21 protein-coding genes are annotated in these 25687 nt (G+C 63.5%); 14 read left to right on the top strand and 7 right to left on the bottom strand.

Going from position 1 to position 25687, the window contains the following annotated elements; all coding sequences use genetic code 11:
* Positions 1-16: 16 nt before the first annotated feature.
* A complete protein-coding gene (gene kynA / locus ACIPY2_RS04820) occupies positions 17-901 on the bottom strand; it encodes a tryptophan 2,3-dioxygenase (protein WP_400265239.1) in 885 nt (294 codons plus the stop codon).
* Between the two features lie 127 nt (positions 902-1028).
* Here kynA and ACIPY2_RS04815 point away from each other — a divergent pair, with 127 nt between their 5' ends.
* From ACIPY2_RS04815 to ACIPY2_RS04790, 6 genes are all read left to right on the top strand, one after another.
* Positions 1029-1538: an HAD domain-containing protein gene (locus ACIPY2_RS04815; protein ID WP_400265238.1), complete on the top strand. Its 510-nt coding sequence runs from the start codon at positions 1029-1031 to the stop codon at positions 1536-1538.
* A 176-nt stretch (positions 1539-1714) separates the two neighbouring features.
* Positions 1715-2917 (top strand): anion permease, encoded by a 1203-nt coding sequence (locus ACIPY2_RS04810; RefSeq protein ID WP_400265237.1) that lies wholly within the window; start codon positions 1715-1717, stop codon positions 2915-2917.
* Positions 2914-3135 carry a hypothetical protein gene (locus tag ACIPY2_RS04805; protein ID WP_400265236.1) on the top strand — a complete coding sequence of 74 codons (222 nt, stop codon included), beginning with the start codon at positions 2914-2916 and terminating at the stop codon, positions 3133-3135. The genes ACIPY2_RS04810 and ACIPY2_RS04805 overlap by 4 nt, the downstream gene beginning before the upstream one ends.
* A 92-nt stretch (positions 3136-3227) precedes the next feature.
* On the top strand, positions 3228-4226 hold the full coding sequence (locus ACIPY2_RS04800) for a hypothetical protein (RefSeq protein ID WP_400265235.1): 999 nt from the start codon (positions 3228-3230) through the stop codon (positions 4224-4226).
* Positions 4223-5176: a hypothetical protein gene (locus ACIPY2_RS04795; protein ID WP_400265234.1), complete on the top strand. Its 954-nt coding sequence runs from the start codon at positions 4223-4225 to the stop codon at positions 5174-5176. Before ACIPY2_RS04800 ends, ACIPY2_RS04795 begins: the two co-directional genes overlap by 4 nt.
* 31 nt (positions 5177-5207) lie before the next feature.
* A complete protein-coding gene (locus ACIPY2_RS04790; RefSeq protein ID WP_400265233.1) occupies positions 5208-5759 on the top strand; it encodes a dihydrofolate reductase family protein in 552 nt (183 codons plus the stop codon).
* A gap of 23 nt (positions 5760-5782) precedes the next feature.
* Here the strand turns inward: ACIPY2_RS04790 and ACIPY2_RS04785 are convergent, their stop codons facing one another.
* Positions 5783-6247: a hotdog fold thioesterase gene (locus tag ACIPY2_RS04785; RefSeq protein WP_400265232.1), complete on the bottom strand. Its 465-nt coding sequence runs from the start codon at positions 6245-6247 to the stop codon at positions 5783-5785.
* Positions 6248-6407: 160 nt separating this feature from the next.
* Between ACIPY2_RS04785 and polA the strand changes: the two genes are divergently transcribed.
* The 4 genes from polA to rpsA all read left to right on the top strand — a co-directional run bounded on the left by polA (position 6408) and on the right by rpsA (position 13096).
* The gene (gene polA, locus ACIPY2_RS04780; protein ID WP_400265739.1) at positions 6408-9050 is read left to right on the top strand and encodes a DNA polymerase I; all 2643 of its coding nucleotides are present in this window, start codon (positions 6408-6410) and stop codon (positions 9048-9050) included.
* Positions 9051-9122: 72 nt separating this feature from the next.
* Positions 9123-10433 carry a GNAT family N-acetyltransferase gene (locus ACIPY2_RS04775; protein ID WP_400265231.1) on the top strand — a complete coding sequence of 437 codons (1311 nt, stop codon included), beginning with the start codon at positions 9123-9125 and terminating at the stop codon, positions 10431-10433.
* 54 nt (positions 10434-10487) lie between these two features.
* Entirely contained in the window at positions 10488-11426 is a 939-nt protein-coding gene (locus tag ACIPY2_RS04770; protein ID WP_400265230.1) for a polysaccharide deacetylase family protein, read from the top strand.
* Positions 11427-11620: 194 nt separating this feature from the next.
* On the top strand, positions 11621-13096 hold the full coding sequence (gene rpsA / locus ACIPY2_RS04765; RefSeq protein ID WP_400265229.1) for a 30S ribosomal protein S1: 1476 nt from the start codon (positions 11621-11623) through the stop codon (positions 13094-13096).
* Positions 13097-13188: 92 nt separating this feature from the next.
* Here rpsA and ACIPY2_RS04760 read toward each other — a convergent pair whose 3' ends face one another.
* A complete protein-coding gene (locus tag ACIPY2_RS04760; protein WP_400265228.1) occupies positions 13189-13878 on the bottom strand; it encodes an IMPACT family protein in 690 nt (229 codons plus the stop codon).
* Positions 13879-13900: 22 nt separating this feature from the next.
* On the opposite strand from ACIPY2_RS04760, the gene coaE reads away from it, so the two are divergent.
* The 4 genes from coaE (at position 13901) to ACIPY2_RS04740 (ending at position 19827) form a co-directional block, all read left to right on the top strand.
* Positions 13901-15163, top strand: a complete 1263-nt coding sequence (gene coaE, locus ACIPY2_RS04755; protein ID WP_400265227.1) for a dephospho-CoA kinase — start codon at positions 13901-13903, stop codon at positions 15161-15163.
* Positions 15164-15192: 29 nt separating this feature from the next.
* Entirely contained in the window at positions 15193-17292 is a 2100-nt protein-coding gene (gene uvrB / locus ACIPY2_RS04750; RefSeq protein ID WP_400265226.1) for an excinuclease ABC subunit UvrB, read from the top strand.
* A 169-nt stretch (positions 17293-17461) separates the two neighbouring features.
* The gene (locus ACIPY2_RS04745) at positions 17462-18490 is read left to right on the top strand and encodes a TerC family protein (protein ID WP_400265225.1); all 1029 of its coding nucleotides are present in this window, start codon (positions 17462-17464) and stop codon (positions 18488-18490) included.
* 29 nt (positions 18491-18519) lie between these two features.
* Entirely contained in the window at positions 18520-19827 is a 1308-nt protein-coding gene (locus tag ACIPY2_RS04740) for an MFS transporter (RefSeq protein ID WP_400265224.1), read from the top strand.
* On the opposite strand, the gene ACIPY2_RS04735 is transcribed toward ACIPY2_RS04740, so the two are convergent.
* From ACIPY2_RS04735 to ACIPY2_RS04720, 4 genes are read right to left on the bottom strand one after another with little or no spacing between them, the layout of a single operon-like run.
* Positions 19824-21173 carry an alpha/beta fold hydrolase gene (locus ACIPY2_RS04735; protein WP_400265223.1) on the bottom strand — a complete coding sequence of 450 codons (1350 nt, stop codon included), beginning with the start codon at positions 21171-21173 and terminating at the stop codon, positions 19824-19826. The genes ACIPY2_RS04740 and ACIPY2_RS04735 overlap by 4 nt on opposite strands.
* A complete protein-coding gene (locus ACIPY2_RS04730) occupies positions 21166-21678 on the bottom strand; it encodes a GNAT family N-acetyltransferase (RefSeq protein WP_400265222.1) in 513 nt (170 codons plus the stop codon). Before ACIPY2_RS04730 ends, ACIPY2_RS04735 begins: the two co-directional genes overlap by 8 nt.
* A gap of 12 nt (positions 21679-21690) precedes the next feature.
* On the bottom strand, positions 21691-23061 hold the full coding sequence (locus ACIPY2_RS04725) for a CoA transferase (RefSeq protein ID WP_400265221.1): 1371 nt from the start codon (positions 23059-23061) through the stop codon (positions 21691-21693).
* Positions 23062-23070: 9 nt separating this feature from the next.
* Positions 23071-25605: a DEAD/DEAH box helicase gene (locus tag ACIPY2_RS04720; protein ID WP_400265220.1), complete on the bottom strand. Its 2535-nt coding sequence runs from the start codon at positions 25603-25605 to the stop codon at positions 23071-23073.
* Positions 25606-25687 lie beyond the last annotated feature (82 nt).

Genomic DNA, 25687 nt, shown 5'->3' with positions numbered 1-25687 from the left:
GAAGGTGGGAAGTCTTTCAGTTGCCGATCTCGGTTCGAACGGCGTACAGCTCGGGGAAGAACGTCAGGTCCAGGGCCCGCTTAAGGAAGTCGACGCCGGAGGAACCGCCTGTGCCGACCTTGAAGCCGATGGTTCGCTGGACCGTTCGGAGGTGCCGGAACCGCCAGGCTTGGAAGTTGTCCTCGACGTCCACCAGGTCCTCGCAGGCTTCATACAGCCCCCACGGCGTCTCGTCGGATTCATAGATCTGCTGGAAGACGGGGACGAGGTCCTTGCGGTACGTCCAGGGTTCACTGGTGTCCCGTTCCAGGATGTCTTTCGGGATGTCGTATCCGGCCCTTGCCAGGACATGCAGGAACGAGTCGTAGAGCGTGGGCTCGGCGAGCAGGGTGCCGAGGAGGTCATGGGCTGCCGGGTCGCTTTCGAAGACCCGGAGCATTCCGCGGTTCTTGTTGCCCAGCAGGAACTCGACCGCGCGGTATTGGTACGACTGAAAGCCCGAAGAGCTACCGAGAAAACCACGGAACTGGGCGTACTCCCGGGGAGTAAGGGTTCCCAGCACCGACCATTGTTCGGTCATGGTGCGCTGGATGGCTTTGACCCGCGCGATGCACTTCAACGCTTTGCCAAGGTTGTCCTGGTCGAACAGCCTGCGAGCCTCGAGGAGTTCGTGGAGGACCAGCTTGAGCCAGAGTTCACTGGTTTGGTGCTGGATGATGAACAGCAGTTCATCATGGTGTTCAGGCCGGCTGAGCGGGTGTTGGGAGCTCAGGAGCCGATCCAGGTCCAGGTAGCCGCCGTAGGACATCGCGTGGCGGAAATCGGTACGGACCGAGTCCTCAATCTCACGCACGCTCCGGGACGAGGGGGAATTCGGCGACTTTGCCGCGGGCTTTTCCATGACTCCAGAATATCATCGTGATGACGAACGTCAAGAAATTGATTCATGCTTTGTCCTGCGACAGTTCTTTTCGCGACATCCGCGCCGTACCGTACGCTGAACCTGAACCTTTGGGGAAGGGAGAATCATGACGTCGTGCGTGGCGCCGGTGTCCATCTACCTGGATGTCGACGGCGTAGTGAACCCCTTCAGCCCTGTCGGCACCACGGATTGGGGCGGCCCGTGGCAGGTCGCCGATGCCGGAATCCTGGAAGTTGCCTTTGCGCCGGAGCTTGTGGACGAACTCAATGATCTGGCGGGACACCCCGCAACGCGTTTTGTATGGCTGACCACGTGGGAACGCCTCGCCCCGGAATTCCTGTGTCCCGCTATTGGCCTCAACGGGCAGGACTGGCCTGTGCTGTCCAGCCAGGGTTGGGACGAAGGGCCGGAGTGGTGGAAGCTCACGGCACTCCAAAAGGACCTGGCCGAGAGTGGGGCAACTCGGTTCGTTTGGCTCGATGACCAACTCGGCAGGGAGTCCGATGCCCGTTCCTGGGCGGACTGGCAGCAAGACCGTGTGCTGTGCATCTCGCCCGATCCGCGGCAAGGACTCTCACGCGGTGACATCGCGGCCGTCAAGGCCTTCCTGGGCTGAACCCCCGCGCGGGTTCGTTTGTCCCCCCGGTAACTGGCACGTAGGATTCTTAAGGTTTCAAGCCCGCCAAAGAATTCGGCAAGTCCAGTCAGTTGAACAGTGGCTGAACTATGCTGTGCTTGGCAGGTACGGGGAAGTGGAACTGCTGAACGTCGACTCTGCAGATTGGGCAACAGGTGGAAATCACCTTCATGGTCGCGCTGGTAATAGCGTTGGCCCTTTTCTTTGACTTCACCAACGGGTTTCACGACACAGCCAACGCGATGGCCACACCCATCGCAACGGGGGCGATTAAGCCCAAGACCGCGGTGGCCCTGGCCGCCGTGCTCAACCTGGTTGGCGCCTTCCTCTCAACGGAAGTGGCCAAAACCATCTCCGGCGGACTGATCCGGGAAGGCTCCGACGGTGTCCACATCACCCCGGACATCATCTTTGCCGGCCTCATGGGCGCAGTCCTGTGGAACATGGTCACCTGGCTCAAGGGTCTCCCGTCGAGTTCCTCCCATGCACTGTTCGGCGGCCTCATCGGCGCCGCTGTAGTGGGCATAGGCCTGCACTCGGTGAACTTCGAGACCGTACTCCTCAAGGTCATCCTTCCCGCGGTCTTCGCACCGCTCATTGCAGGCGGGGTGGCATACGTCTGTACGCGGCTTGCCTACGCACTCACCTCCCGGCACGACCCGGAGACGGGGGACAAGCTCACTCAAAAACGTGGCGGCTTCCGGACAGGACAGATTTTTACGTCCAGCCTCGTTGCCCTTGCGCACGGCACCAACGACGCCCAGAAGACCATGGGCATCATCACCTTGGTCCTCATCGCTGCCGGCAGCCAGGTTCCCGGGTCCGGTCCGCAGTTCTGGGTGATCGCGGCTTGTGCCTTTGCCATCGCCATCGGTACCTACGCGGGGGGCTGGCGCATCATCCGCACCATGGGATCGGGGTTGACCGAGGTCAAACCGGCCCAGGGCTTCTCCGCTGAAACCAGTACTGCGACGGCGATCCTCGCATCCTCCCACCTCGGGTTCGCGCTCTCCACCACGCAGGTCGCCTCCGGCTCGGTCATCGGATCCGGCATGGGCCGCAAAGGCACCACCGTCCGCTGGGGAACTGTTGGGAAAATTGCCCTGGGATGGCTGTTTACCCTGCCGGCGTCGGCAATCGTTGGTGCGCTGACCGCGTTGCTGGTCAATACCGGTGCCGTGGGCGTCATCATCGCCGCGGTAGCCGGAACGGCCGCGATCATCTACATGTTCGTCGTGTCCCGGAAGTCGCACGTCGGCCACCACAATGCCGTGGAGGTTGAAGAGGCCGGCCAAGCCGTCCGGTTCCGCAAGAAAAAGAAATCCAAACCCAACAAGAACAAGGATGTGCAGCGATGAAGTGGCTGGAATTGCTGCAGGTTGCCGGTGTGACCCTGGTGGGTGCTGTGACCCTGGTTGTGCTCTACTCCCTGGGAGTCCGGCTCACCGCAATTGCCGGAGATGCCGAGCAGAAGTCCCCGGCGCTGATCCGGTCCCTCGCCTACGTCTGCTTCGGTATTTGCGGCCTGGCCGTCCTGTTCGGCATCTACCTGATCGTGCCCTACTTCGGAAAATAGCCGGATCTCTGGCAGCAAAGTCCATTCGGGAGAATAATCGGCAGTGAAGTTACATCACTGCAGCATGGTGATCCGGCAGATGTGGGGCTGTCATGAAGAGCCAATCCCGAAGCCATTTCATCGGACTGGCACTTGTTCCGGTCCTGATGCTGAGCCTTTCTGCCTGCCTTCCGCCCACTCTTAACGCGGACAGCCCGTCACCCAATCCGGCCCCGACAGCCACGTCGGGACCCACCACCGCGGTGCCTACCGCCGTCGTGCCCACGGCGCAGCAGCCCGCAGGCCCGGCGGGACCGGCAGCCCCGCAAGCCGAGGCTCCCGTGGTGCGGTGGGTGCCCGTTGGTCCGGTGGGCCCCAACGATCCCACCTCGGGGCAGCGCTACCTCCTCCTGCAGCAATTCCAGTGCGATGCCCTCGCCCAAAGCGTCAAGGACGATCCCGATGCGGCGGTTTGGCAAGCGGCCGCGGCAGTCTGCAAGGCTCTGCAGAGCGACAATCAGCAGGACTGGCTCAAGGCCTCGGCAGCGGTGGCCGCAACGCCACGGGTACCGCAGACCCAATGCCTCGAGTCCACCGTGGCTGCTACATCCGCCGCAGTGCTTGCGCAGCGGCGCAGCAATCCCACGCTGCCCCTCAAGGCAGCCACGGCGCCGGGACTGGCCTGTCCCCGGCACTTGACCGGCCTCACGGTGGTGGACGAGAACCTGACGCCCCAATCGGGGACGACGCGCGCTTCCGGACCCCGGAGCGGTGGCACCATAGTTTGCTTGGACGGCTACTACGTTCGTGTGGGTGACCTTCTGTTCGACGGCCAACCCGCCTCTTCCGAGTTCATCTTCTCGTACGGAGGCGACTACCAGCCGATGTACGTGAAAATTCCTCCGTCGGCGGGCAGCGATACGCTCCGGATCTCCATCACGGACACCGTGGACATCAGCGGGACAGTGACATTCTTCTACGATGACAGCCTGCCCCCTGCAACTGCTCCTGCCACGAACCCGGCGTCTCCCGGAACCGGGTCCCCGACCCAACCCGGTCCGTCACCGAGCATCTCCGCTTCCCGCGAGGCTTCTCCATCGGCGTCCCCGTGAGCGGGGGAGCCGAACCAGCCGGTGCAGCCGAACCAGCCGGGGCCCGGGACGAAAGTACGGCTGCCGCGACGGCGGCTGAACCCGACGATCGCAGCCTCATCAACACGCGTTGGCAGCGGACGCTTGACGTCCTCTCCGTCATCGGGCCGCCGCTCACCGTAGCCACGGCCTTGCTGGTCTACTTCGGTTGGGCGCGGACGGACGCCCAGGCGAAGGCGATGGGCCTGGACGTCAGCCTGTTCGGATACACAGTCCAGGACTTCATCCTTCGCAGTATCCAGTCGCTGTTCCAACCGCTCGCCTGGCTGGTGGTGATCGGCCTGTTGTGGCTCATGCTGGACAAACTGGTTGTAAGTCTGCTGGACACACCGCGGTACCGCACACTCCTGCAGCGCACCGCATTGGCGGTGCTTGTCCTGGGGTTCGCCTTCGCGGCCGTGATGTGGATGGTGGCAGTGACGCAGCCGGACAGGACTTTGCTCTACGTTCCCTTCCTGGTTGCCGCCGGACTGGTCGTAGGTGCCTGGGGCCTGAGCGTCCGACGACGGTCCGCGCCTTCCGGCCGCACCCTGCGCATTGCGCCCCGGGCCCTGGAAAGGTCGCTCGTCTTTGTGCTTGTCACCCTGCTGCTCTTCTGGGGGACGTCCGACTACGCCCAGGCGCTGGGCCGCGGGGCGGCGGTCGACTACCAGGAGCGCTCCGGGCTGCTTCCCACCGCCGTGGTGTACAGCAAGGAACGCCTCGCCGTCACCGCCCCGAACGTCAGGGAAGAATCGGCCGGCAGCGAGTCCGCCCCGCTGTACCGCTACTCGGGCCTCCGTCTGCTGGTGGTCAGCGGGGGCCGCATCTTCCTGCTGAACGACGGCTGGACCCTGGCAGAGGGCCGCGTGGTGGTCTTGCGGGATGACGGCAGCGTTCGGGTCGAGTACGGGAACGCCGGCGCCAACTGACTCCGCCGGAACCATTGGCTAGTCTGGGGCCATGCCGAACTTCCAGTACTACGTTGCGTCCACCATTGACGGGTTCATCGCTTCACCCGACGACGACCTCGGCTGGCTCCTCCAGTTTGACCAGGTGGAAGGCGTGGGCGGAAGCTACGAGTCTTTCTTTTCGGGAGTCGGATCCATCGCCATGGGTGGAGACACCTACCGTTGGCTTATGGACCATGAGGCCGGAAAGTGGCCCTACCCGGGCATTCCGTGCTGGGTGTTTACGCACCGCGAGTACACGGCACCTGCGGGTTCTGACGTCACTTTCGTCCGAGGGGACGTCCGCGAATTCGCGCCCGACCTCGTGGCCGATGCCGGTGACAAGAACGTCTGGCTGGTTGGCGGCGGGCACCTCGTGGCGCAGTTCGCCGATGCGGGCCTCCTGGACGAGATCATCGTGACGGTCATCCCGGTGGTGTTGGGCAGCGGAAAGCGTCTGCTGCCGTTGAACGGGCCGACGGCGCCGCTTGAGTTGGTCTCCTCGCGTATCTTGGGCGGTGCTGCGGCAGAACTGCATTACCGCATGCCCGGGAAGAGCAGCTAAACCCGCTGGGGTCAGCGAATACCTCAGCCCCTGTTGTCCCGGATCATGTTGGTGATCCGGGCAGTGGAGAGCCTGCGGCCTTTCTCGTCGGTAATGACGATTTCATGGGTGGCGAGCGTCCCGCCCAGGTGGATCGCCGTGCAGGTGCCAGTCACAGTGCCCGATGCGATGGAGCGATGGTGCGTGGCGCCTACCTCGATACCCACGGCGTGGCGGCCGCGGCCGGCATGGAGGGAAGCGGCAAAGGAACCCAGCGTTTCGGCAAGGACCACATGCGCTCCGCCGTGGAGGATGCCTGCAACCTGGGTGTTTCCTTCCACGGGCATTGTTGCCACCGTGCGCTCGGGGCTGAGCTCCGTGAACCGGATACCCATCTTGACCACCAGCGCGCCCACGCCGTGCCCCGAAAGCCAGGCGTGGAATTCTTCAGGGATGCCCGCCTGGTTCAGCTCGTCTGCAAACCGGTTCGGCGTGAAATTGTCCATCATGCCAACTAGGCTGGCACCTGTGAGTGAAACAACCAAACCGGACCAGGTTCCATCGGCCCAGGCTGCCGCCGTCGCTACCGCACCAGCCCCCTCAACCGCCGCAAAAACAAGCATCACGGGGGAGGAGCGGCCCAGGCTCCTGGTCCTGGATGGCCACTCCATGGCTTTCCGCGCGTTCTATGCGCTCCCGGCGGAGAACTTCTCCACGGCCCGTGGCCAGTACACGAATGCCGTGCACGGCTTCACTTCCATGCTGATCAACCTCATCAAGGACCAGAAGCCTACGCACGTAGCCGTTGCGTTCGACGTTTCGGACGACACCACTTTCCGTAAGGCCGAGTACAGCGAATACAAGGGCGGCAGGAACGCCACACCGGCCGAGTTCCAGGGCCAGATCGGGATCATTGCCCGCGTCATGGAGGCTTGGGGTATCAAGACCATCGCCCTCCCCGGATACGAAGCCGACGATATCCTGGCAACGTTGGCCGCCCAGGCGGATGCCGAAGGCTTCGAGGTCCTCCTCGTCTCGGGTGACAGGGATTCGTTCCAGCTGATCAATGACAACGTCTTTGTCCTGTATCCCAAGCAGGGCGTTAGCAACATCCCGAAGCTCGATGCCGCGGCCATCGAAGAAAAATACTTCGTCAAGCCCGCCCTTTACTCGGACCTCGCAGCGCTCGTGGGTGAATCTGCCGACAACCTCCCCGGTGTCCCCGGCGTTGGCCCCAAGACGGCCGCCAAGTGGATCAACCTCTACGGCGGACTTGAGGGCATCCTGAAGAACCTCGACTCCATCGGCGGCAAAGTGGGTGGCGCGCTCAAGGAGAACATCGAGAACGTCAAGCGCAACCGTAGGCTCAACCAATTGCTCACCGACCTGGATCTTCCGGTTTCCCTCGCGGATCTCCACGAGCCGCGTCCGGACCGCCAGGCCGTGGAAGAGCTGTTCGAAGAACTCGAATTTCGTACTTTGCGGACGCGTCTTTTCGACCTTTACGGCGACGACACCGCCGGAGCTGCCCCGGACACCATCGATGCCCCCGAGTTCTCCAACCCCGCTGATGCCGCAGCCTTGGAAGAGTTCTTTGCCGCCGGCTCCGGAGTTCGTTCCGCGCTGGCGGTCCAACCCGTGCCCGGCCGGATCGGTGAGGATGCGGCAGCGTTGGCCGTGGTCCGGAACAATGGAGCGGCTTTCATCGAGCTGTCCGCCCTGGATGCGTCTGCCGAGGCCGTCCTCGCAGCTTGGTTGCAGGACCCCGAGGAAGCCAAGGTGGTCCACGAATTCAAGGCTGCGCTGAAAGCCCTCCACAACCGCGGACTCAGCCTTGAGGGCGTTGTGGACGATACCTCCATCTCGGGGTATCTGATCCAACCCGACCGCCGCAGCTACGATCTCGCCGAACTTGCCCAGGTGCATCTGAAGATCACTTTGGGTGCCGTCGCGGCGCCGTCCGGCCAGCTGGAATTGGACCTCGAGGGTGGCAGCGACCAGGCGGCCGCCGCCGCGCTCGTGCAGCAGGCCGCCGTCGTGCACGCCCTCAGCAAGCACTTCGAGAAGGAACTGGCCGAACGCAAGGCCGATGCCCTCCTGACCACGCTCGAACTGCCCGTTGCCCGGGTACTCGCGCAGATGGAACTCACCGGCATCTACGTCTCGATGGACCGCATGAACGAGCAACTCGCGGATCTCACCAAGGTCATCGACGCCGCCCAGGAGCAGGCCTTCGCGGCGATCGGCCATGAGGTCAACCTAGGTTCGCCCAAGCAGTTGCAAACCGTCCTGTTCGACGAACTTGGTTTGCCCAAGACCAAGAAAATCAAGTCCGGCTACACTACCGATGCCGCGTCTCTGAAGGCGCTCCTTGAGAAGACCGGGCACGAGTTCCTGGTCCAGCTCATGGCCCACCGCGAGTCGTCAAAGCTGGCGCAGATGGTGGAGACGCTGAAGAAGTCCGTTGCCGAGGACGGCCGCATCCATACCACCTACGCGCAGAACATCGCCGCCACGGGGCGGATTTCCTCGAACAACCCCAACCTTCAGAACATCCCGGTCCGCAGCGAAGAAGGCCGGCGGGTCCGGGGCATCTTCGTTGTCAGTGAGGGCTACGAGTGCTTGCTCTCGGCTGACTACTCGCAGATCGAGATGCGCATCATGGCACACCTCTCCGGCGACGAGGCCCTCATCCAGGCCTACCGTGACGGTGAGGACCTGCACCGCTTCGTGGGTTCCCGGATCTTCAACGTCGCCCCGGAAGAGGTGACCAGCGCCATGCGTTCCAAGGTCAAGGCAATGTCCTACGGCCTCGCTTACGGCCTGACCTCCTTTGGACTGTCCAAGCAGCTCGAGATCTCAGTGGACGAGGCCCGAACGCTGATGAAGGACTACTTCGACCGCTTCGGCGGTGTTCGGGACTACCTCCGGGGCGTGGTTGACCAAGCACGCGTGGACGGCTATACGGCCACCATCGAAGGGCGCCGGCGCTATCTTCCGGACCTGACCAGCACTAACCGGCAGGCACGCGAGGCGGCGGAGCGCATCGCCTTGAACTCGCCGATCCAGGGCTCCGCTGCGGACATCATCAAGCGCGCCATGCTGGGTGTGGCCGCGGAGTTGGCCAGCCAGGGACTGAAGTCCCGTTTGCTGCTGCAGGTCCATGACGAACTCGTCCTTGAAGTGGCCCCGGGCGAACGCGAAGCCGTGGAAAAGCTGGTTGCCGAACAAATGGGTGCGGCCGCCGACCTCTCGGTCCCGCTGGATGTGCAGATCGGGGTCGGCTCAAGCTGGCACGAGGCCGGACACTAACAGCAGCGATCCCGGGAGGGCGCGCCGCCGCTATGGTGGCGCGCCCTTCCGTGTCTGGTTAGGCTCGGGGTCGTGGCTGATCCCAAGGAAGAGAAACCTGTAAAGTACACCGTCCATCAATTCCCTGCCGTGAGCCAGGACAACCCTGAATACGGCCGCAGTGCAACGTGGGTCCAGGCGGTCTCCCACGGATTCCACCAGCACCGGCGCGACGACGAGTACCTTGCCAAGACGCTCGCCGCGTACCAGGCCGACCAACGTGAACTGACCGGCGTCTATGTCAGCGGCGGCGTGCCGGAACACTCACTGGGCGCGGAAGTACCCGTGGCCACGTACGCCACCATGCGCAAACCGCTCAACATCGGATTCGGGCGGCAGCTGGAAGCCAACCTCGTGACGGCAGTGACGGTCCGCGGAACCCATCGCAGGCAAGGCATACTGCGCGGGATGATCAGCGCCGATCTTGAGGCTGCCAAGGATGCCGGCTTGGCCGTGGCCGCCCTCACTGCGTCCGAGGGAACGATCTATGGCCGTTTCGGATTTGGCGTCGCGACGTTCGAATGCAGCATCAAGGTGGACACGGGACCACGTTTCCGCCTGCGGGGCCTGCCGGAGGGCCACGTTGAGGTGGCCGATCCTGCTGTCCTGCTGGACATCGCGCCGAAAATCTTCGAGCGGGTCCAACGGGCAACCCCCGGGTCCATTGGACGTCAGGAGTACTACCGCCTGCTGGCGTCAGGTTCCATTGGACACGACGGCAAGCCGGACCTGGCTGTCAGGTGCGCGCTGCACTACGACCACTCCGGAACCCCTGACGGGTACGTTTCCTATCGCTTCAAGGGTTGGGACGCCAAGCCGTTCACCATGGAAATCGTGGACCTCGTTGCCGGAAATGACGCTGCCTACCTTGACCTTTGGCGTTTCCTGGGCAGTATCGACCTGATCGATGTGGTGACGTGGGCGGAAGCTCCCGTCAACGATCCCTTGGCGTGGGCCCTCGAGGATCCGCGCTGCATCGAGGACTCCGATGTCCGGGACATGTTGTGGTTGCGCATCCTGGATGTGCCGGCGGCATTGGCAGCCCGTCAATACCCCGTAACAGGACGGCTTGTCCTCCAGGTATCGGATACCCTCGGCTTGGCGGGAGGTACGTGGGAACTCGAATCCGACGCCGGCGCCGGCGCCACGGTGCGTGACGCTTCGGGCCAGGACCCTGACCTGGTCCTGGACATCGCGGACCTCGCATCGGCCTACCTTGGCGCCGTGTCACCTGTGACGCTTGCCGCGGCGGGCCGGATCAGCGAGCGACGGCCCGGTGCGGCTTTCGCAGCACAACAAATGTTCGCAGTAGAACGGCCGGCCCACTGCCTGACGCACTTTTAGCAAGACACCCGGTAGATAACTTCACAAGCTAGCCAGTAACAGAAGAGGACATCCATGGGGGATTCCAAGCGGCGGCCAACGGCCGGTCGTCGATCAGTGCTGTTTGGAATGGCGGGCCTGGCGTCCGTCGCCCTCGCCGCCTGCACGGGGACGGTGGACAACGCGGGCCCTGTGTCCACGGTTCCCTTTCCGACGTCGGCCAATGGCGGACCGGCCACGCCGCCTCCGGTGATTGCCGAGCTCTCCAAGGAGGAGGAAGCAGTGGCGTTGGCCGACCGGGCACCCGTCCCGCCGGGCAGGGACCAGATACTCGCCGAGTTCGGCGCCCTCCGGCCCAAGGAATGGGGGCTTCATGTCACGGGCGTGGTGAACAGTTCCCCGTCCGGACACATAGCACTCACGTTCGATGCGTGCGGCGGTCCGGGGGCTTCGGCGTGCGACCAAAAACTCCTGAACACCCTGAGGAAACTCAAAGTCCCCGCCACGCTTTTCGTCAACAGCCGTTGGATCGCCGCCAATCCGTCACTGGCAGCGGACCTCGCAGCGGAACCTCTGTTCGAATTGGCAAACCACGGCACGCGGCACCTTCCGTTGTCGGTCACCGGGAAGTCAGCCTATGGAATCGCGGGCACAGCCAGCGCGGCCGAAGCCTATGATGAATTGACGGGCAACCAGGAGGTCCTGCACAAGCTCACAGGGAAGCGCCCCCGGTTCTTCCGGCCGGGTACGGCCTATTTCGACGACGTCGCAGCGGCCATGACGCGCAGGCTCGGCATGGTGCCGGCGAACTTCACGGTGAACGGCGACGGCGGCGCGACGTACCCGCCGCAGACCGTCGCGGCAGAAGTGGGCCGGGCCAAGCCCGGAGACATCGTCATCTCGCACTTCAATAAGCCGGCTTCCGGGACGGCCGACGGTTACGGGCAGGTGCTGCCGCGCCTCCTGGATGCCGGCCTGACGTTTGCCCAGTTGGGGCAGGTACTTTCCCTGTAGCCGGGCAACGGAGTGCTTTTGACCCTGCTTTGCAGAATCGACTACAATAAACGGGCGTGTACTACGTGCGCGCATCCATTTTGTAATAATCCACAAATCAGGATGACCCGGTACTTTGCCGTGTTCTGCCGTCCGGATCCGGACGGCAGCGGTTTGCCTGACCGACATACTATCCACAACGGAGCCCCTACTACATGACCATCACCTCCACCGAGAAGCCCGGTACCCCCGTAGTCGCGATCAACGACATCGGTACCGCTGAGGACTTCCTCGCAGCTGTCGACGCCACCATCAAGTACTTCAACGACGGAGATCTCGTCGAAGGTACCGTCGTCAAGGTCGACCGCGACGAAGTCCTGCTCGACATCGGTTACAAGACCGAAGGTGTCATCCCTTCCCGCGAGCTTTCCATCAAGCACGACGTTGACCCCGGCGAAGTTGTCGCCGTTGGCGATCAGGTCGAAGCCCTGGTGCTCACCAAGGAAGACAAAGAAGGCCGTCTGATCCTGTCCAAGAAGCGCGCACAGTACGAGCGCGCCTGGGGCGACATCGAGAAGGTCAAGGAAGAAGACGGTGTCGTTACCGGTACCGTCATCGAGGTTGTCAAGGGTGGCCTCATCCTGGACATCGGACTGCGCGGCTTCCTGCCGGCATCCCTCGTCGAGATGCGTCGCGTCCGCGACCTCGCTCCGTACATCGGTCAGCAGATCGAAGCCAAGATCATCGAACTGGACAAGAACCGCAACAACGTTGTTCTGTCCCGCCGTGCATGGCTCGAGCAGACCCAGTCCGAGGTACGCTCCACGTTCCTCAACAAGCTGGAAAAGGGCCAGGTTCGTCCGGGCGTCGTTTCCTCGATCGTCAACTTCGGTGCCTTCGTGGACCTTGGCGGCGTAGACGGCCTCGTCCACGTTTCCGAGCTCTCCTGGAAGCACATCGACCACCCGTCCGAGGTTGTCGAGGTTGGCCAGGAAGTCACCGTCGAGGTCCTCGAAGTGGATCTGGACCGCGAGCGTGTCTCCCTGTCGCTCAAGGCTACGCAGGAAGATCCGTGGCAGACCTTCGCCCGCACCCACGCCCTCGGCCAGGTTATTCCGGGTAAGGTCACCAAGCTGGTTCCGTTCGGTGCGTTCGTTCGCGTCGAAGACGGCATCGAAGGCCTTGTGCACATCTCCGAGCTGGCTGTCCGCCACGTTGAGCTCGCCGAGCAGGTTGTCTCCGTTGGCGACGAACTGTTCGTCAAGGTCATCGACATCGACCTCGAGCGTCGCCGCATCTCCCTCTCCCTCAAGCAGGCGAACGAGGGCGTGGACGCTGACAGCACCGAGTTCGATCCCGCTCTGTACGGCATGGCCGCTGAGTACGACGAAGAGGGCAACTACAAGTACCCCGAGGGCTTCGACCCCGAGTCGAACGAATGGCTCGAGGGCTACGAAGCACAGCGTGCAGCTTGGGAGCAGCAGTACGCTGACGCCCAGACCCGCTGGGAAGCCCACAAGAAGCAGGTTGCACAGCACGCTGCCGACGACGCTGCTGCTGCAACGTCCGGCGAAGGCGACTCCGGCGCTACCAGCTACTCCTCGGAGCCGGCTGCTGCAGAGTCCAACGCGGGCACCCTCGCTTCCGACGAGGCCCTCGCCGCACTGCGCGAGAAGCTCACCGGCAACTAATTCCGCCCACCCTCACGGGTTGCGCTGAATAGCCAAAAAAGGACCCCCACCGTTCGGTGGGGGTCCTTTTTGTATCGCAAGCTACCTGCTTGTCAGCGCGCCACGTCGATCCACGCGGTGCCCTCGGGCTTCAGCTCAGTGGCGCCGGCCGTCAAGGCCGCCACACGGGATTGCGCTTCTTCCAATGCTGTTGCTTCGTCAGGCAGGGCTACCCGGAGGATGGCCTGCCGGGCTTCGTAGGATGTTTCGGCCATCACGAACCCGCTGCTGCGGAGTTCGTTCTCCAGGCGCCCGGCGTCTGCGTGCGGCACGCCGAGGTTGCAGAGGCGCAAGCGCCTTCGTTGCACGAGCGGTGCCAGCTCCAACGCCGTCGAGACCGACTCCGAGTAGGCCCTGACGAGCCCGCCGGCACCCAGCAGGATGCCGCCGAAGTAACGGACGACGACGGCGCTGACGTCACTGAGGTCCGCCACCCCGGGTGCCGTCTCACGTTTGACCAGCGCTTCCAGCATCGGAATACCGGCCGTTCCGGACGGTTCGCCGTCGTCGGAGGAGCGCTGGATCATCCGGTCGGGGCCGATCACGAAGGCGGAGCAATGATGGCGTGCGTCGTGGAACTCCCGGCGCAGGCCGGCCACAAGGTCGCGAGCAGAGTCTTCGTCCAGGGACCGGCGGAGGACTGTGATGAAGCGCGAGCGACGGATTTCCAGTTCATGGCGGAAATCGGGTCCCTCCGCGAGTGTCGTGTAACTGGTCGCGCGGCTCTCGTCCTCAAATTCCACCGCTTCAGTCTAGTGTGGAAGGGTGCTGAAGATCGGACTGACGGGCGGCATCGCCTCGGGGAAATCATTGGTTGCTACGCGCTTGCAGGAGTTGGGGGCGACACTCATTGACGCGGACCTTCTGGCACGGCAGGTGGTGGAACCCGGTACTCCCGGCTTGGCCGGAGTTGTCGCCGCCTTTGGCGCAGGCATTCTTGACCCGGAAGGCCGCCTGGACCGCCCGGCGTTGGGTGCCATCGTTTTCCAGGACCCGGCCAAGCGGGAGGTGCTGAACAGCATCGTCCATCCCCTGGTGCGGGAGTCTGCTGCTGCAATTCTTGCCACGGCCGGCCCCGGGGACGTTGTGGTGCAGGACATCCCGCTGCTGGTTGAGACCGGGCAGGGGAGTTCCTTCCACCTGGTGATCGTCGTGGACGCACCTGATGAAGTCCGGGTGCAGCGCATGGTGGAGCAGCGAGGCATGACGAACCAGGATGCCCGTTCCAGGATGGCTGCACAGGCAACGCGGACAGAACGGCTCGCAGCGGCCGACATCGTCCTGGACAACTCCGGCAGCCGGGAAGACTTGCTCGCCGCGGTCGATTCCCTGTGGGCGGACAGACTTCAGCCGTTCGCGGACAACCTCAAGCTGAAGCAACGTGCGCCGAGGGGAACCGGCCCTGTGCTGGAAGCAAGCCGCGCCGAATGGTTACAGGAGGCTGGCCGGCTCATCGCCCGTATCCGGGCTGCAGCCCCGGACGGCCTCTCCCTGGAGCATGTAGGCTCCACCTCCATAGCGGGTCTGGCAGCGAAGGATGTGATTGATCTGCAGCTTGGAGTCCCGGACCTGGGCATCGCCGACGAGATCGCACCACTCCTGTCATCCGCAGGGTTCCCCTTGGTTCCGGGGATAACGACGGATACCCCCAAACCGACCCAGCCGGAACCCTCCGGCTGGCAGAAGCGTTTCCATGCCAATGCGGACCCGGGAAGGCCGGTCAACCTCCACGTCCGTGTCTCCGGTTCCCCCGGCTGGAAGTACGCGCTGATGTTCAGGGACTGGTTGCGTGCAGACGCCGAGGCCCGGGAGATTTACGAGTCGCTCAAACGGGGCCTGGCTGTGCGCTTCGCTGACGACCAGGACACCGCCGGGTACGCGGACGCGAAGGAGCCGTGGTTCACCGATGTCGCCTGGCCCCGGATGGAGGCGTGGGCGGCCCGCACGGGGTGGCAACCGCCGTCGGCCGTTCCACTGGAGGATCCAACAGGTTCTCCCTCGGCGGAAGTGCCCAATTCCGGACAGTAGCTGTCCGGGGGCAGGAGTAGATTAATTGCATGAGCCTTGCCCAGGAAATCAACCGTGTCGTCGCCCCCTTCGAAGTCATCAGCGAATACAAGCCTGCCGGTGACCAGCCCACGGCGATTGCTGAGTTGACGGAGCGGATCAACAACGGCGAAAAGGATGTCGTGCTGCTGGGCGCCACTGGTACGGGCAAAAGCGCTACTACTGCCTGGCTCATCGAGCAGGTCCAGCGGCCCACCCTTGTGCTGGTGCAAAACAAGACGCTTGCGGCCCAGCTCGCCAACGAATTCCGCGAACTCCTGCCGAACAACGCCGTCGAGTACTTCGTTTCCTACTACGACTACTACCAGCCTGAGGCCTACGTGGCGCAGACGGACACCTTCATCGAGAAGGACTCGTCTATCAATGAGGAAGTGGAACGTCTCCGGCACTCGGCCACCAATGCGCTCCTGACTCGGCGCGACGTCGTGGTAGTGGCTACGGTTTCCTGCATCTACGGCCTGGGCACGCCGGAAGAGTACATCGCCGGGATGGTGACGCTCCGGAAGGGCGCGGAACTGAATCGCGACCATCTGCTGCGTAAGTTCGTCGCCATGCAGTACACCCGTAACGACATGGACTTCCACCGCGGTACCTTCCGGGTTCGCGGGGACACCGTTGAGATCATCCCGATGTACGAAGAATTGGCGCTCAGGATCGAGTTCTTCGGCGACGAGATCGAGAACATCCAGACGCTCCATCCCGTCACCGGCGAAGTCATCCGTGACGAAGAAGAAATGTACGTCTTCCCTGCCTCGCACTACGTCGCCGGGCCCGAACGCATGTCCCGCGCCATCAAGCGGATCGAGGATGAACTGGCCGATCGCCTGAAGGTCCTGGAGAGCCAGAACAAGCTGGTCGAAGCCCAACGGCTCCGGATGCGCACCACGTACGACCTCGAGATGATGCAGCAGATGGGCTTCTGCAATGGTATCGAAAACTATTCGGCGCACATCGACGGCCGTGGCCCGGGCACCGCGCCGCACTGCCTGCTTGACTACTTCCCGGACGATTTCCTCTTGGTGGTGGACGAGTCCCATGTGACCATCCCGCAAATCGGGGCCATGTATGAAGGTGACATGTCCCGCAAGCGAAACCTCGTGGACTTCGGCTTCCGCCTTCCCTCGGCAATGGACAACCGTCCGCTCAAGTGGGATGAATTCCTGGAGCGGATCGGCCAGACGGTATACCTGTCGGCAACGCCGGGGAAGTACGAGCTGGGCAAGGCTGACGGTTACGTCCAGCAGATCATCCGCCCCACGGGCCTTGTTGATCCTGAGGTCGTGGTCAAGCCGACCAAGGGCCAGATCGACGACCTCCTTGAAGAGATCAGGACGCGCACGGCCAAGGACGAACGCGTGCTGGTCACCACCCTGACCAAGCGCATGGCCGAGGACCTGACGGATTACCTGGTTGGGCACGGCGTCAAGGTGGAGTACCTGCACTCCGACGTAGACACACTGCGCCGCGTAGAACTGTTGCGTGAGCTGCGAATGGGTGTCTTCGACGTATTGGTGGGAATCAACCTGCTGCGTGAGGGCCTGGACCTTCCCGAGGTGTCCCTCGTGAGCATCCTGGATGCGGATAAGGAAGGTTTCCTGCGTTCATCCACATCACTGATCCAGACAATCGGCCGTGCCGCACGAAACGTGTCCGGCCAGGTCCACATGTACGCGGACAGGATCACCGACTCGATGGCCCACGCCATCGATGAAACCAATCGCCGCCGTGCCATCCAGGTCAAGTACAACAAGGACAACGGCATCGATCCCCAGCCGCTGCGCAAGAGGATCGCCGACATCACCGACCAATTGGCAAAGGAAGACGCCGATACCCAGGAACTGCTGAACAACAACCGCCTGGCCAAGGGAGCCAAGCGCGGCAAGGCCGCTGCGAAGGGCGCCGCAACGGTAAGGCAGGACGGCCTGGCGGCCGCCCCTGCGGAAGACCTGGTGGGCTTGATCGAGCAGTTGACGGAACAGATGCACGGCGCCGCCGCCGAACTCCAGTTCGAGGTGGCGGCGAGGATCCGCGATGAAGTCAAGGAATTGAAGCGCGAATTGCGCCAGATGCAGTCAGCGGGGCACGCCTAGGGTAGAGTTGGCTGAACGTAGGGGAGTATCCCAAGCGCTATGTCCGTCAACACGCAAGGCACAGATGCCTCGCCGGGCCTAGCGGGCCACGAGTCAGTGCCTTCGAGTGCACCGGGTTGGCCGGAGAGACTTACACCGCTTTCCCGTACCCTGCGAAAGGCCTTCTTTAATGGAGCTCCCTATCTGGTTTGAGGTCGGCTCGTTTGTCGCCCTCGGAATCATCTTGCTGATCGATCTCTTGCTGGTCGTTAAGCGTCCCCACGAACCCTCGATGAAGGAAGCCGGCCTTTGGGTCGCCTTCTACGTGGCGTTGGCCATGGTCTTTGCCGGCGCGATGTTCTACTTCACCGGCCCCGAGTACGGCAGCCAGTTCGTGGCAGGGTGGGTCACTGAGTACAGCCTCAGCATCGACAACCTCTTCGTCTTCATCATCATCATGGCCCGCTTCTCCGTTCCCAGGAAGTACCAGCAGGAAGTACTGATGGTGGGCATCATCATCGCGCTGGTGCTCCGTGGTATTTTCATCGGCCTTGGCGCAGTTGTCATTGAGCAGTTCAGCTGGGTCTTCTACATCTTCGGCGCGTTCCTGCTGTGGACTGCGTGGAAGCAGGCAACGGACTCCGGCGAGGACGAGGAAGAGGGGGCCGAAAACCCCCTGATTGCGCGCCTTCGCAAAGTTCTGCCCATGTCCGAAAAGTTCGACGGCGGCAAGATCCGCACCGTGGTGAACGGCAAGAAGGTGTTCACCCCGATGCTCATCGTCTTCATCACGATCGGCATGACGGACCTCCTGTTTGCAGTCGACTCCATTCCTGCGATCTTCGGACTCACGCAAAGCGCCTTCATTGTCTTCACCGCGAACATTTTTGCGCTGATGGGCCTGCGCCAGCTGTACTTCCTGCTGGGCGGCCTGATGACCAGGCTCGTGTACCTGAAGCATGCCCTTTCGGTCATCCTTGCGTTCATCGGCGTCAAGCTCGTCCTGCATGCAATGCACGTCAACGAACTGCCGTTCATCAACGGCGGCCACCACATCGAGTGGGCTCCCGAGATCCCCACGTACGTCTCGCTGGCAGTCATTATCGGCACCATCGTGGTAGCGGTTGTGGCCAGCCTGCTCAGCCCCGCCGCCAAGCAGGCACAAATCGATGCACGCCTGGAAGAAGACGCCAAGAAGAGTCTGAGCGAAGCAGAGTAACGCTCCTTCAAAGGTTGTAGTCTCGTGACGTGGCTACCACTTCAACTGCGGCGCTGGACCCCCAAAGGGTTCAGCGCCGCACTGTTTTTCTGCTCAGTTCCTCACAGCTGCTCTCCGGGATAGGCAACGGTGCCACCCTGTCGATCGGCTCGCTGCTGGCCGTCGACCTTTCGGGCTCCGAAGCCTGGGCGGGCTCCATCACTACGGTGCTGACGCTCGCTGCCGCCGTCTCTGCCTTGCCGCTGGCCCGACTGGCAGAGTCACGAGGACGCAGGGTGGGCCTCGTTACCGGCTTAGTGGCGGCGCTGGCCGGCTCACTCTTCATGATGGCCTCGGTGATGGCGGGTTCGTTCCTGCTGCTCCTCCTCGGCGGCGCCCTGCTGGGCCTTGGGACAGCGGCCAACCTGCAGGCACGGTTCGCCGCCGTCGACCTCGCAGAACCGGAGCATCGCGGCAGGTCGCTGTCCACTGTTGTCTGGGCGATCACCATAGGCGCTGTAGCCGGCCCCAATCTCATCCAGCCGGGAGCGGCGGTAGGCACCGTGCTGGGGATTCCGCCAATCGCGGGGCCTTTCGTTTTCTCGGCGGCCGGGTTGCTGCTGGCAGCCGCCCTGCTGTACTTCGGGCTCCGACCGGGTCCGTTGCTCCTGGCGCGCCTCAAGGCATCCGCTGCAACGGACGGTGCCACGGCGGCTGCGCGTGGCAGTATCCGGGCCGGGCTCAGGGCCGTCAGGTCCTCGCCGCGGGCCGGGCTGGCATTGGCCGCGGTGGTGGGCGCCCACGGAGTGATGGTCGCCGTGATGGCCATGACCCCATTACATTTGCAGCAACTCGTGGGCGGCGCACATTCCGGACACCACACCACGGAGAGCACGGACGCGCTGGTGGTCATCGGGGTGACCATTTCGCTGCATATCGCCGGGATGTTTGCCTTGTCGCCGCTGTGGGGCTGGCTCACCGACAAGGCGGGCCGTTTCAGGACGATCGCCCTCGGCCATGCACTCCTCTTGGTGGCGGTCATTGTTGCCGGGCTCGGCCAGCGGGAACCCGCGCTGGTGACCCTGGGCCTGGTCCTGCTGGGACTTGGCTGGTCCGCAGCAACCATTGCGGGCTCCACTTTGCTGGCGGAGAGCGTCGCGGCGGACCAGCGCGTCACGGTACAGGGTGTTTCCGATACCCTCATGGGCGCGGCGGGTGCCGTCGGCGGCGCCACTTCGGGGCTGGTCCTCGCAGGGCTTGGCTATCCGGGATTGAACGCCGTGGGTGGGGCGGTGGCCGCGGTGGTTCTGCTGCTCGCAGTCGCCACCGCCCGCCGCCAAGCGCCGGTTGCGGCCTAGCGTGCCGGGCGGACGAGCCCGAGCAACCGCCTGAAAATACCTTCCCCGTCTTCGCCGATGCCGTCGTGATGGAAGTCGCCGGTGACCCATGGCTGCAGGCCCCGCACGGTGGACGCGGTTTCCATCGAGAGGTCGTGATCAACGTAGATGTCGTCCTTGTAGACGGCGGCCGCTACCGGGATGGTGTTGGTGGCGAGCCGGTGGACGTCGTACAAGGGCCCCCAGTCTTCCATGGCCGCGAGCAGTTCAGCCACTTCCCGCAGGGGAACCAGTGCGGGGTCCTGGTCGAAGTACCAGGGGTAGACCATTTCACCGGTCAGCAGCGGCTCCGAAGCTCCCGGTTCAAAGTCCGGGTACTCCGCCAGGACCCTCCATGCCGCCCACTTGCTCGCTTCACCCTGCGCGTAGATCGATTCATGGAGTACGGCGTAGAGCGGGTTGGCTGCGCGGCTGACCTGGGTGCGTACCTGTTCCAGGAAGGCCTCGGACAATCGCGGCCCCTGCGCAGTATCAACGAAGGCGTCTTCCAAAAGGTAATGCAGGGAATCGACCCTCGCGTTGCCGCCTAGGAAAGACCCCACCATTTGGAAACGTTCCGGGGTGAGCCGTTCTCCGCTGGGGAGGTATTCAGGGTGTTCCCCAAGGTGCCGGACAATCCGGGTAACCAGTTCCCGGTCCTCCGGATACCATCCGAAATACTCGGCATTGCGTGCAGCGACGCGACGGAAAGTGGCCCTGTAGACGCGCTCAGCCGGTCCGTGCAGCGGTGCGAGGCCGCCGGTGATCAGCACCTCGCGCAGCCCCTCGGGAGCAAAGGACAGGTAGGTCAAGGCGCAAAAGCCCCCGAAACTCTGCCCCAGCACAGTCCAAGGCCCGGCCCCGAGGGTGCGCCGAATATATTCGGCGTCTGCCACGATTGAGTCTGCACGGAAATGTGCCAAATACTCTGCCTGCTCCTGCGCCCCGCCACGCGACGCCAGGGTTCGGGGCTCCACAGGAGTGGACAGGCCCGTTCCGCGCTGGTCCAGCATCAGGATCCGGAACTCTTTGGCAGCGGCCTTCATCCAGCCTGCCAAGGACGTCACCCGGTTACCGCGGCCACCTGGGCCGCCCTGAAGGTACAGCAGCCAGGGCAGCCGGGCGGCCTCTTCTTCGCTGTGCTCGGTGGAGGAATACTCGCGGGCAAAGACCGTGATGGTTTCGCCGGGCCGCTCCTGCGCCCGGGTTCCATCCTCGGAAGTCCACGCACGTAGCACCGGGTGCCGCAGGGGAACCGTAAAGAAGTGCTCCACAGTGCGGAGGCCGCGGAATTCGTGCCGTGCGCGGATTGTGTGCTGTTCAGCCATGGGCGAGGGATTTGTCCGCGATGGCGTTTTCTGTTCCGAACGCCTCCAGCGCTTCCCCCGTCAGGCGGAACGTGGACCATTCCTCCATGGGAACAGCGCCCAGGTTCTTGTAGAACCTGATGGACGGTTCATTCCAGTTCAGGACACTCCATTCCACCCGAGCAAAACCACGTTCGACGGCGGTCGCGGCAAGAAACTGGAGCAGCGCCTTTCCGTGCCCTTCTCCGCGGGCGTCGGGCTCAACGTAGAGGTCCTCGAGGTAGATGCCGTGAACGCCTTCCCACGTGGAGTAGTTCAGGAACCAAAGGGCGAAACCCTGCACTTCGCCCACAGCGTTTTCCGCCATGGTGGCAAAGACCCTGGGATTGTCCCCGAACAGTACCTCGGCCAGCTTTTCCGGGGTGTTCCTCACGGCGTCCGGCTCTTTTTCGTAAATAGCCAAGTCATGGATCATGCGCAGGATTGCGGGAACGTCTTCAAGGATGGCGGGGCGGATTACACTCATGCTCCGAGCTTACTAGTGCCTTCCCCGGGTGCCGCGCCAGATGGCGCGCGAGGAACCATAGCGAACAGGCGGCTCCGTGTAGGTGAGGGCCACGCCGTCGGCCAGGAGCGGCGGGCCAACAAACCGGAGCAAACCATGTGAGCTGTCCATGGATTCAAGGTCCGGGGTCCCCGCAGGCTCGGGGACCGCCCCGGCTGGTGTGGTGAAGCCCTGGAGTTCCTCCGCGGTCCGGGCCAAGGACAACCGCGCGAGCCCGCCGCGCCCGGAGCTGAGACGCTCTGCCAGGAGGCCAAGGACCGCGGCGGCCAGGCCGTATCCTGTGGCGTGGTCCAATGCCTGTACGGGAAGGGCACCTGGTTTCCAGCCGCCGTCGTCGGTTCGTCCGTACGTTGAAGCGATGCCACATGCGGCCTGCACGAGGCTGTCGAAGCCGCGCCGTTCACGCCATGGTCCACCTCCCCAGGCATTGAGGCCGGCAACAACCAGTCCCGGGCGCTCAAGCAGCAGCTGCCGTGGGTCAAGGCCAAACCGGGCCAGTGCACCGTCGCGGTAGCCCGTCACCACGACGTCGGCCCCATCCGCGAGCCGACGGACGGTATCGAGGCCGTCTGCCGTCCTAAAATCCAGCACTGCGCTGCGTTTGTTGAATCCACAGTCAATGAACGCATCGGGCAGTTCCGGAAGGTCCGGGGGATCGATGCGGATGACGTCGGCACCCAGGGCGCCGAGTAGCCTGGTGGCGACAGGCCCGGCGATGACACGGGTCAGGTCCAGCACCCGGAGCCCCCGCAACGGCTGGAAGGTATCGGCCGCCGGTGACCATGCAGGCGCTGAATCCTGGCCGGCCAAGAAGAAACGGATCCAAGGTCCTTCAGCCGCAAAGCCGTGCATTGGCGACTGCACCCACGCCTGGCGGGTCCTGACCGCGGACGCCACCCCTCCCGCAGACACGATTGCGGACTCGGCTTCGAGCGAGGCCATGCCTTGCAACGCCCGCTCAACGTACTCCGGCCCGGGGACGCCCAGCCCTTCCAAAAGCCGCGCGGCATGGTGCGGATAGTTGGCGTGGAGCCGGATCCATCCGTCCTTTGTCTTCCGGAAGCCGGACAAGGAGGCAAAGCCCTCCGGCTTCCGCCCGTTGATGCGCAGGTTTCCCAGCGAATCGAAAGAAGCGGCAGCCCGCGCTGAGGAGACCGAGTACCGTGAAGTGCCGGTCAAAGCGTTGAGCGCCGCAGCAGCCGCCTGGACCGACGCGATGGCCAGGCCTTCGACATCCATGGGGCCGCCCCACCAATATCGTTGACCGTCCCATCGGGCCATCGGAACGCCTGCGAAAGATGTCAGCACCCGCAGGCTTTCCGTAAGGTCCGGGACGGCGTCCATGGCGTTCGCCTAGAGCCGGTTCACGTCAGTGACGCGGACCGTCGCCGTGCCCGACTCGTCGGAAGCAGCCAGGTCGACCTCTGCCGAGATACCCCAGTCATGGTTACCGGCGGGGTCGTCAAAGATTTGGCGGACACGCCACTTTCCGGGTTCCTCCGTGATGATGAGCAGTCCCGGACCCCGAGCGTCCGGACCGGTTCCGATGTCATCGTGCTCGTCGAAGTAGTCATCCAAAACGTCTTCCCACCGGTCGGAGTCCCAGCCTGAGTCGCCGTCGAGTTCGCCCAAGGCTGTTGAGTCCTCGTCCGCAAAAAGTTCCACCCGCCGGAACATCTCGTTGCGGACCATGACGCGGAATGCCCGGACGTTCGCCGTCAGCAGGGGCGGTGGCGGAGGAGGGGCGTCGTGCGGCGTGGGTGCGAGCCCCGACGTGAGCTCTTCCCACTCATCCAAGAGGCTTGAATCCACCTGGCGCACCAGTTCGCCCAGCCACGCCACGAGGTCTTCCAGATCATCACGCAGTGCGTCCTGGGGGACGGTCTGGCGCAGGGCCCGGTAGCCGTCGGCCAGGTAGCGCAGCACGATCCCTTCGGAACGGGCCAGCCCGTAGAACTGAACGAACTCGCCAAAGTTCATGGCACGCTCGTACATATCCCGGATGATGGATTTGGGAGCCAACTCAAAATCACCCACCCACGGCGCCGCCTTGCGGTAGACCTCAAAAGCCTCGCCCAGCACGTCTGCCAACGGCATCGGATAGGTGACGTCATCGAGCATTGCCATGCGCTGGTCGTAGTCGATGCCGTCTGCCTTCATCGCCGCGACTGCCTCGCCCCTGGCCTTCTTCTGCTGGGCGGAGAGAATCTGCCGCGGTTTCTCGAGGGTAGATTCAATAACGGACACCACATCGAGCGCGTACGAAGGGGATTCGGGATCGAGCAGGTCCAGGGCTGCCAGCGCAAAGGGCGAGAGCGGCTGGTTCAGGGCGAAGTTGGCCTGGAGGTGGACCGTCAGCCGCACTGAGCGGCCCTCGGCTTCCTGCTCGTGCTCCGGGATCCGCTCCACGACGCCTGCCGCCAGGAGCTCCCGGTAGATTCCAAGCGCCTTCTTCATGAGCTTCAGCTGCGACGCCCTGGTCTCGTGGTTTTCGGTCAGGAGGCGGCGGGTTGCCAGGAATGGATCGCCCGGGCGCTCAAGCAAGTTGAGCAGCATGGCGTGGGTCACGGTGAAGCTGGAGGTCAGGGGCTCAGGTACGGACTCGACCAACCGGTTGAACGTGGGCTCGCCCCAGGACACGAAACCTTCCGGCGGCTTCTTCTTGACCACTTGGCGAAGCTTCTTCTGGTCGTTGCCGAACTTGGCGGTCGCTTTCGCCATGGCCTTGGCGTTCTCCACCACGTGCTCCGGTGCTTGGACCACCACGGTGCCCGCGGTGTCGTAACCGGCCCGCCCGGCACGGCCGGCAATCTGGTGGAACTCACGGGAGTTGAGCACCCGGGTGCGGACGCCGTCGTATTTGCTCAGGGCAGTGAGCAGCACGGTGCGGATCGGCACGTTGATCCCAACGCCCAAGGTGTCCGTTCCGCAGATCACTTTCAGCAGCCCGGCCTGCGCCAACTGCTCAACCAGCCTGCGGTACTTGGGCAGCATGCCTGCATGATGGACGCCGATTCCGTGGCGCACCAGACGGTTGAGGGTCTTGCCGAACCCTGCCGCAAAGCGGAAGTTGGCAATCAGCTCGGCAATCTTGTCCTTTTCCTCACGGCTGCACATGTTGATGCTCATGAGGTTTTGCGCCCGCTCAATCGCTTCGGCCTGGCTGAAGTGCACGACGTAGACAGGAACCTGCTTGGTCGAGAGGAGCTCCTCGAGCGTCTCGTGGACCGGTGTCTGGTGGTAGTAGTAGTGCAGCGGGATGGGACGCTCTGCCGAGCTGACGGTGACGGTTGTCCTCCCGGTCAGCTCCGTCAATCCTTCCTCGAAGCGGCTCACGTCACCCAGCGTCGCGGACATCAGGAGGAACTGGGCCTGGGGGAGTTCCAACAGCGGCACCTGCCAGGCCCAACCACGCTGGGGGTCGGAGTAGAAATGGAACTCGTCCATGACCACCGAACCCAGCTCTGCCCCGGCACCTTCGCGCAAAGCCGTGTTGGCGAGGATTTCAGCCGTGCAGCAGATGATTGGGGCGTCCTGGTTAACGCCGGAGTCTCCAGTGATCATGCCGACGTTCTCGGCGCCGAATATCTCGCAAAGGGCGAAGAACTTCTCTGACACCAGTGCCTTGATGGGTGCCGTGTAGTAACTGCGCCGGCCGCGCGCCATGGCTTCGAAGTGGGCGGCAATGGCAACCAGCGACTTACCGGACCCGGTGGGGGTGGCGAGGATGACGTTGGCGCCCGAAGCGAGTTCCATGATCGCTTCGTCCTGGGCCGGGTACAACTGCAGTCCGCGGCTCTCGGTCCACTCGACAAACCGTGCGTAAATCTCGTCGGAGTCCAGGGGACCTTCGGTGGTGGATCCGGAAAGCTGATCAAGGAGTTTCATTGGTTTCCAGCTTAGTGCCCGGACGCATTAGGCTCGCTCAGGGCAGCGATGCCCGATCCATTGTCAGCGCGAGGGGATTTTC

Origin of the sequence: Paenarthrobacter sp. NPDC089675, from assembly GCF_044749185.1 — a bacterium.
In the GTDB taxonomy this organism is placed as follows: domain Bacteria; phylum Actinomycetota; class Actinomycetes; order Actinomycetales; family Micrococcaceae; genus Arthrobacter.
Note: the sequence above shows the minus strand (reverse complement) of the source record. Positions and strands in the feature narration are given on the sequence as shown.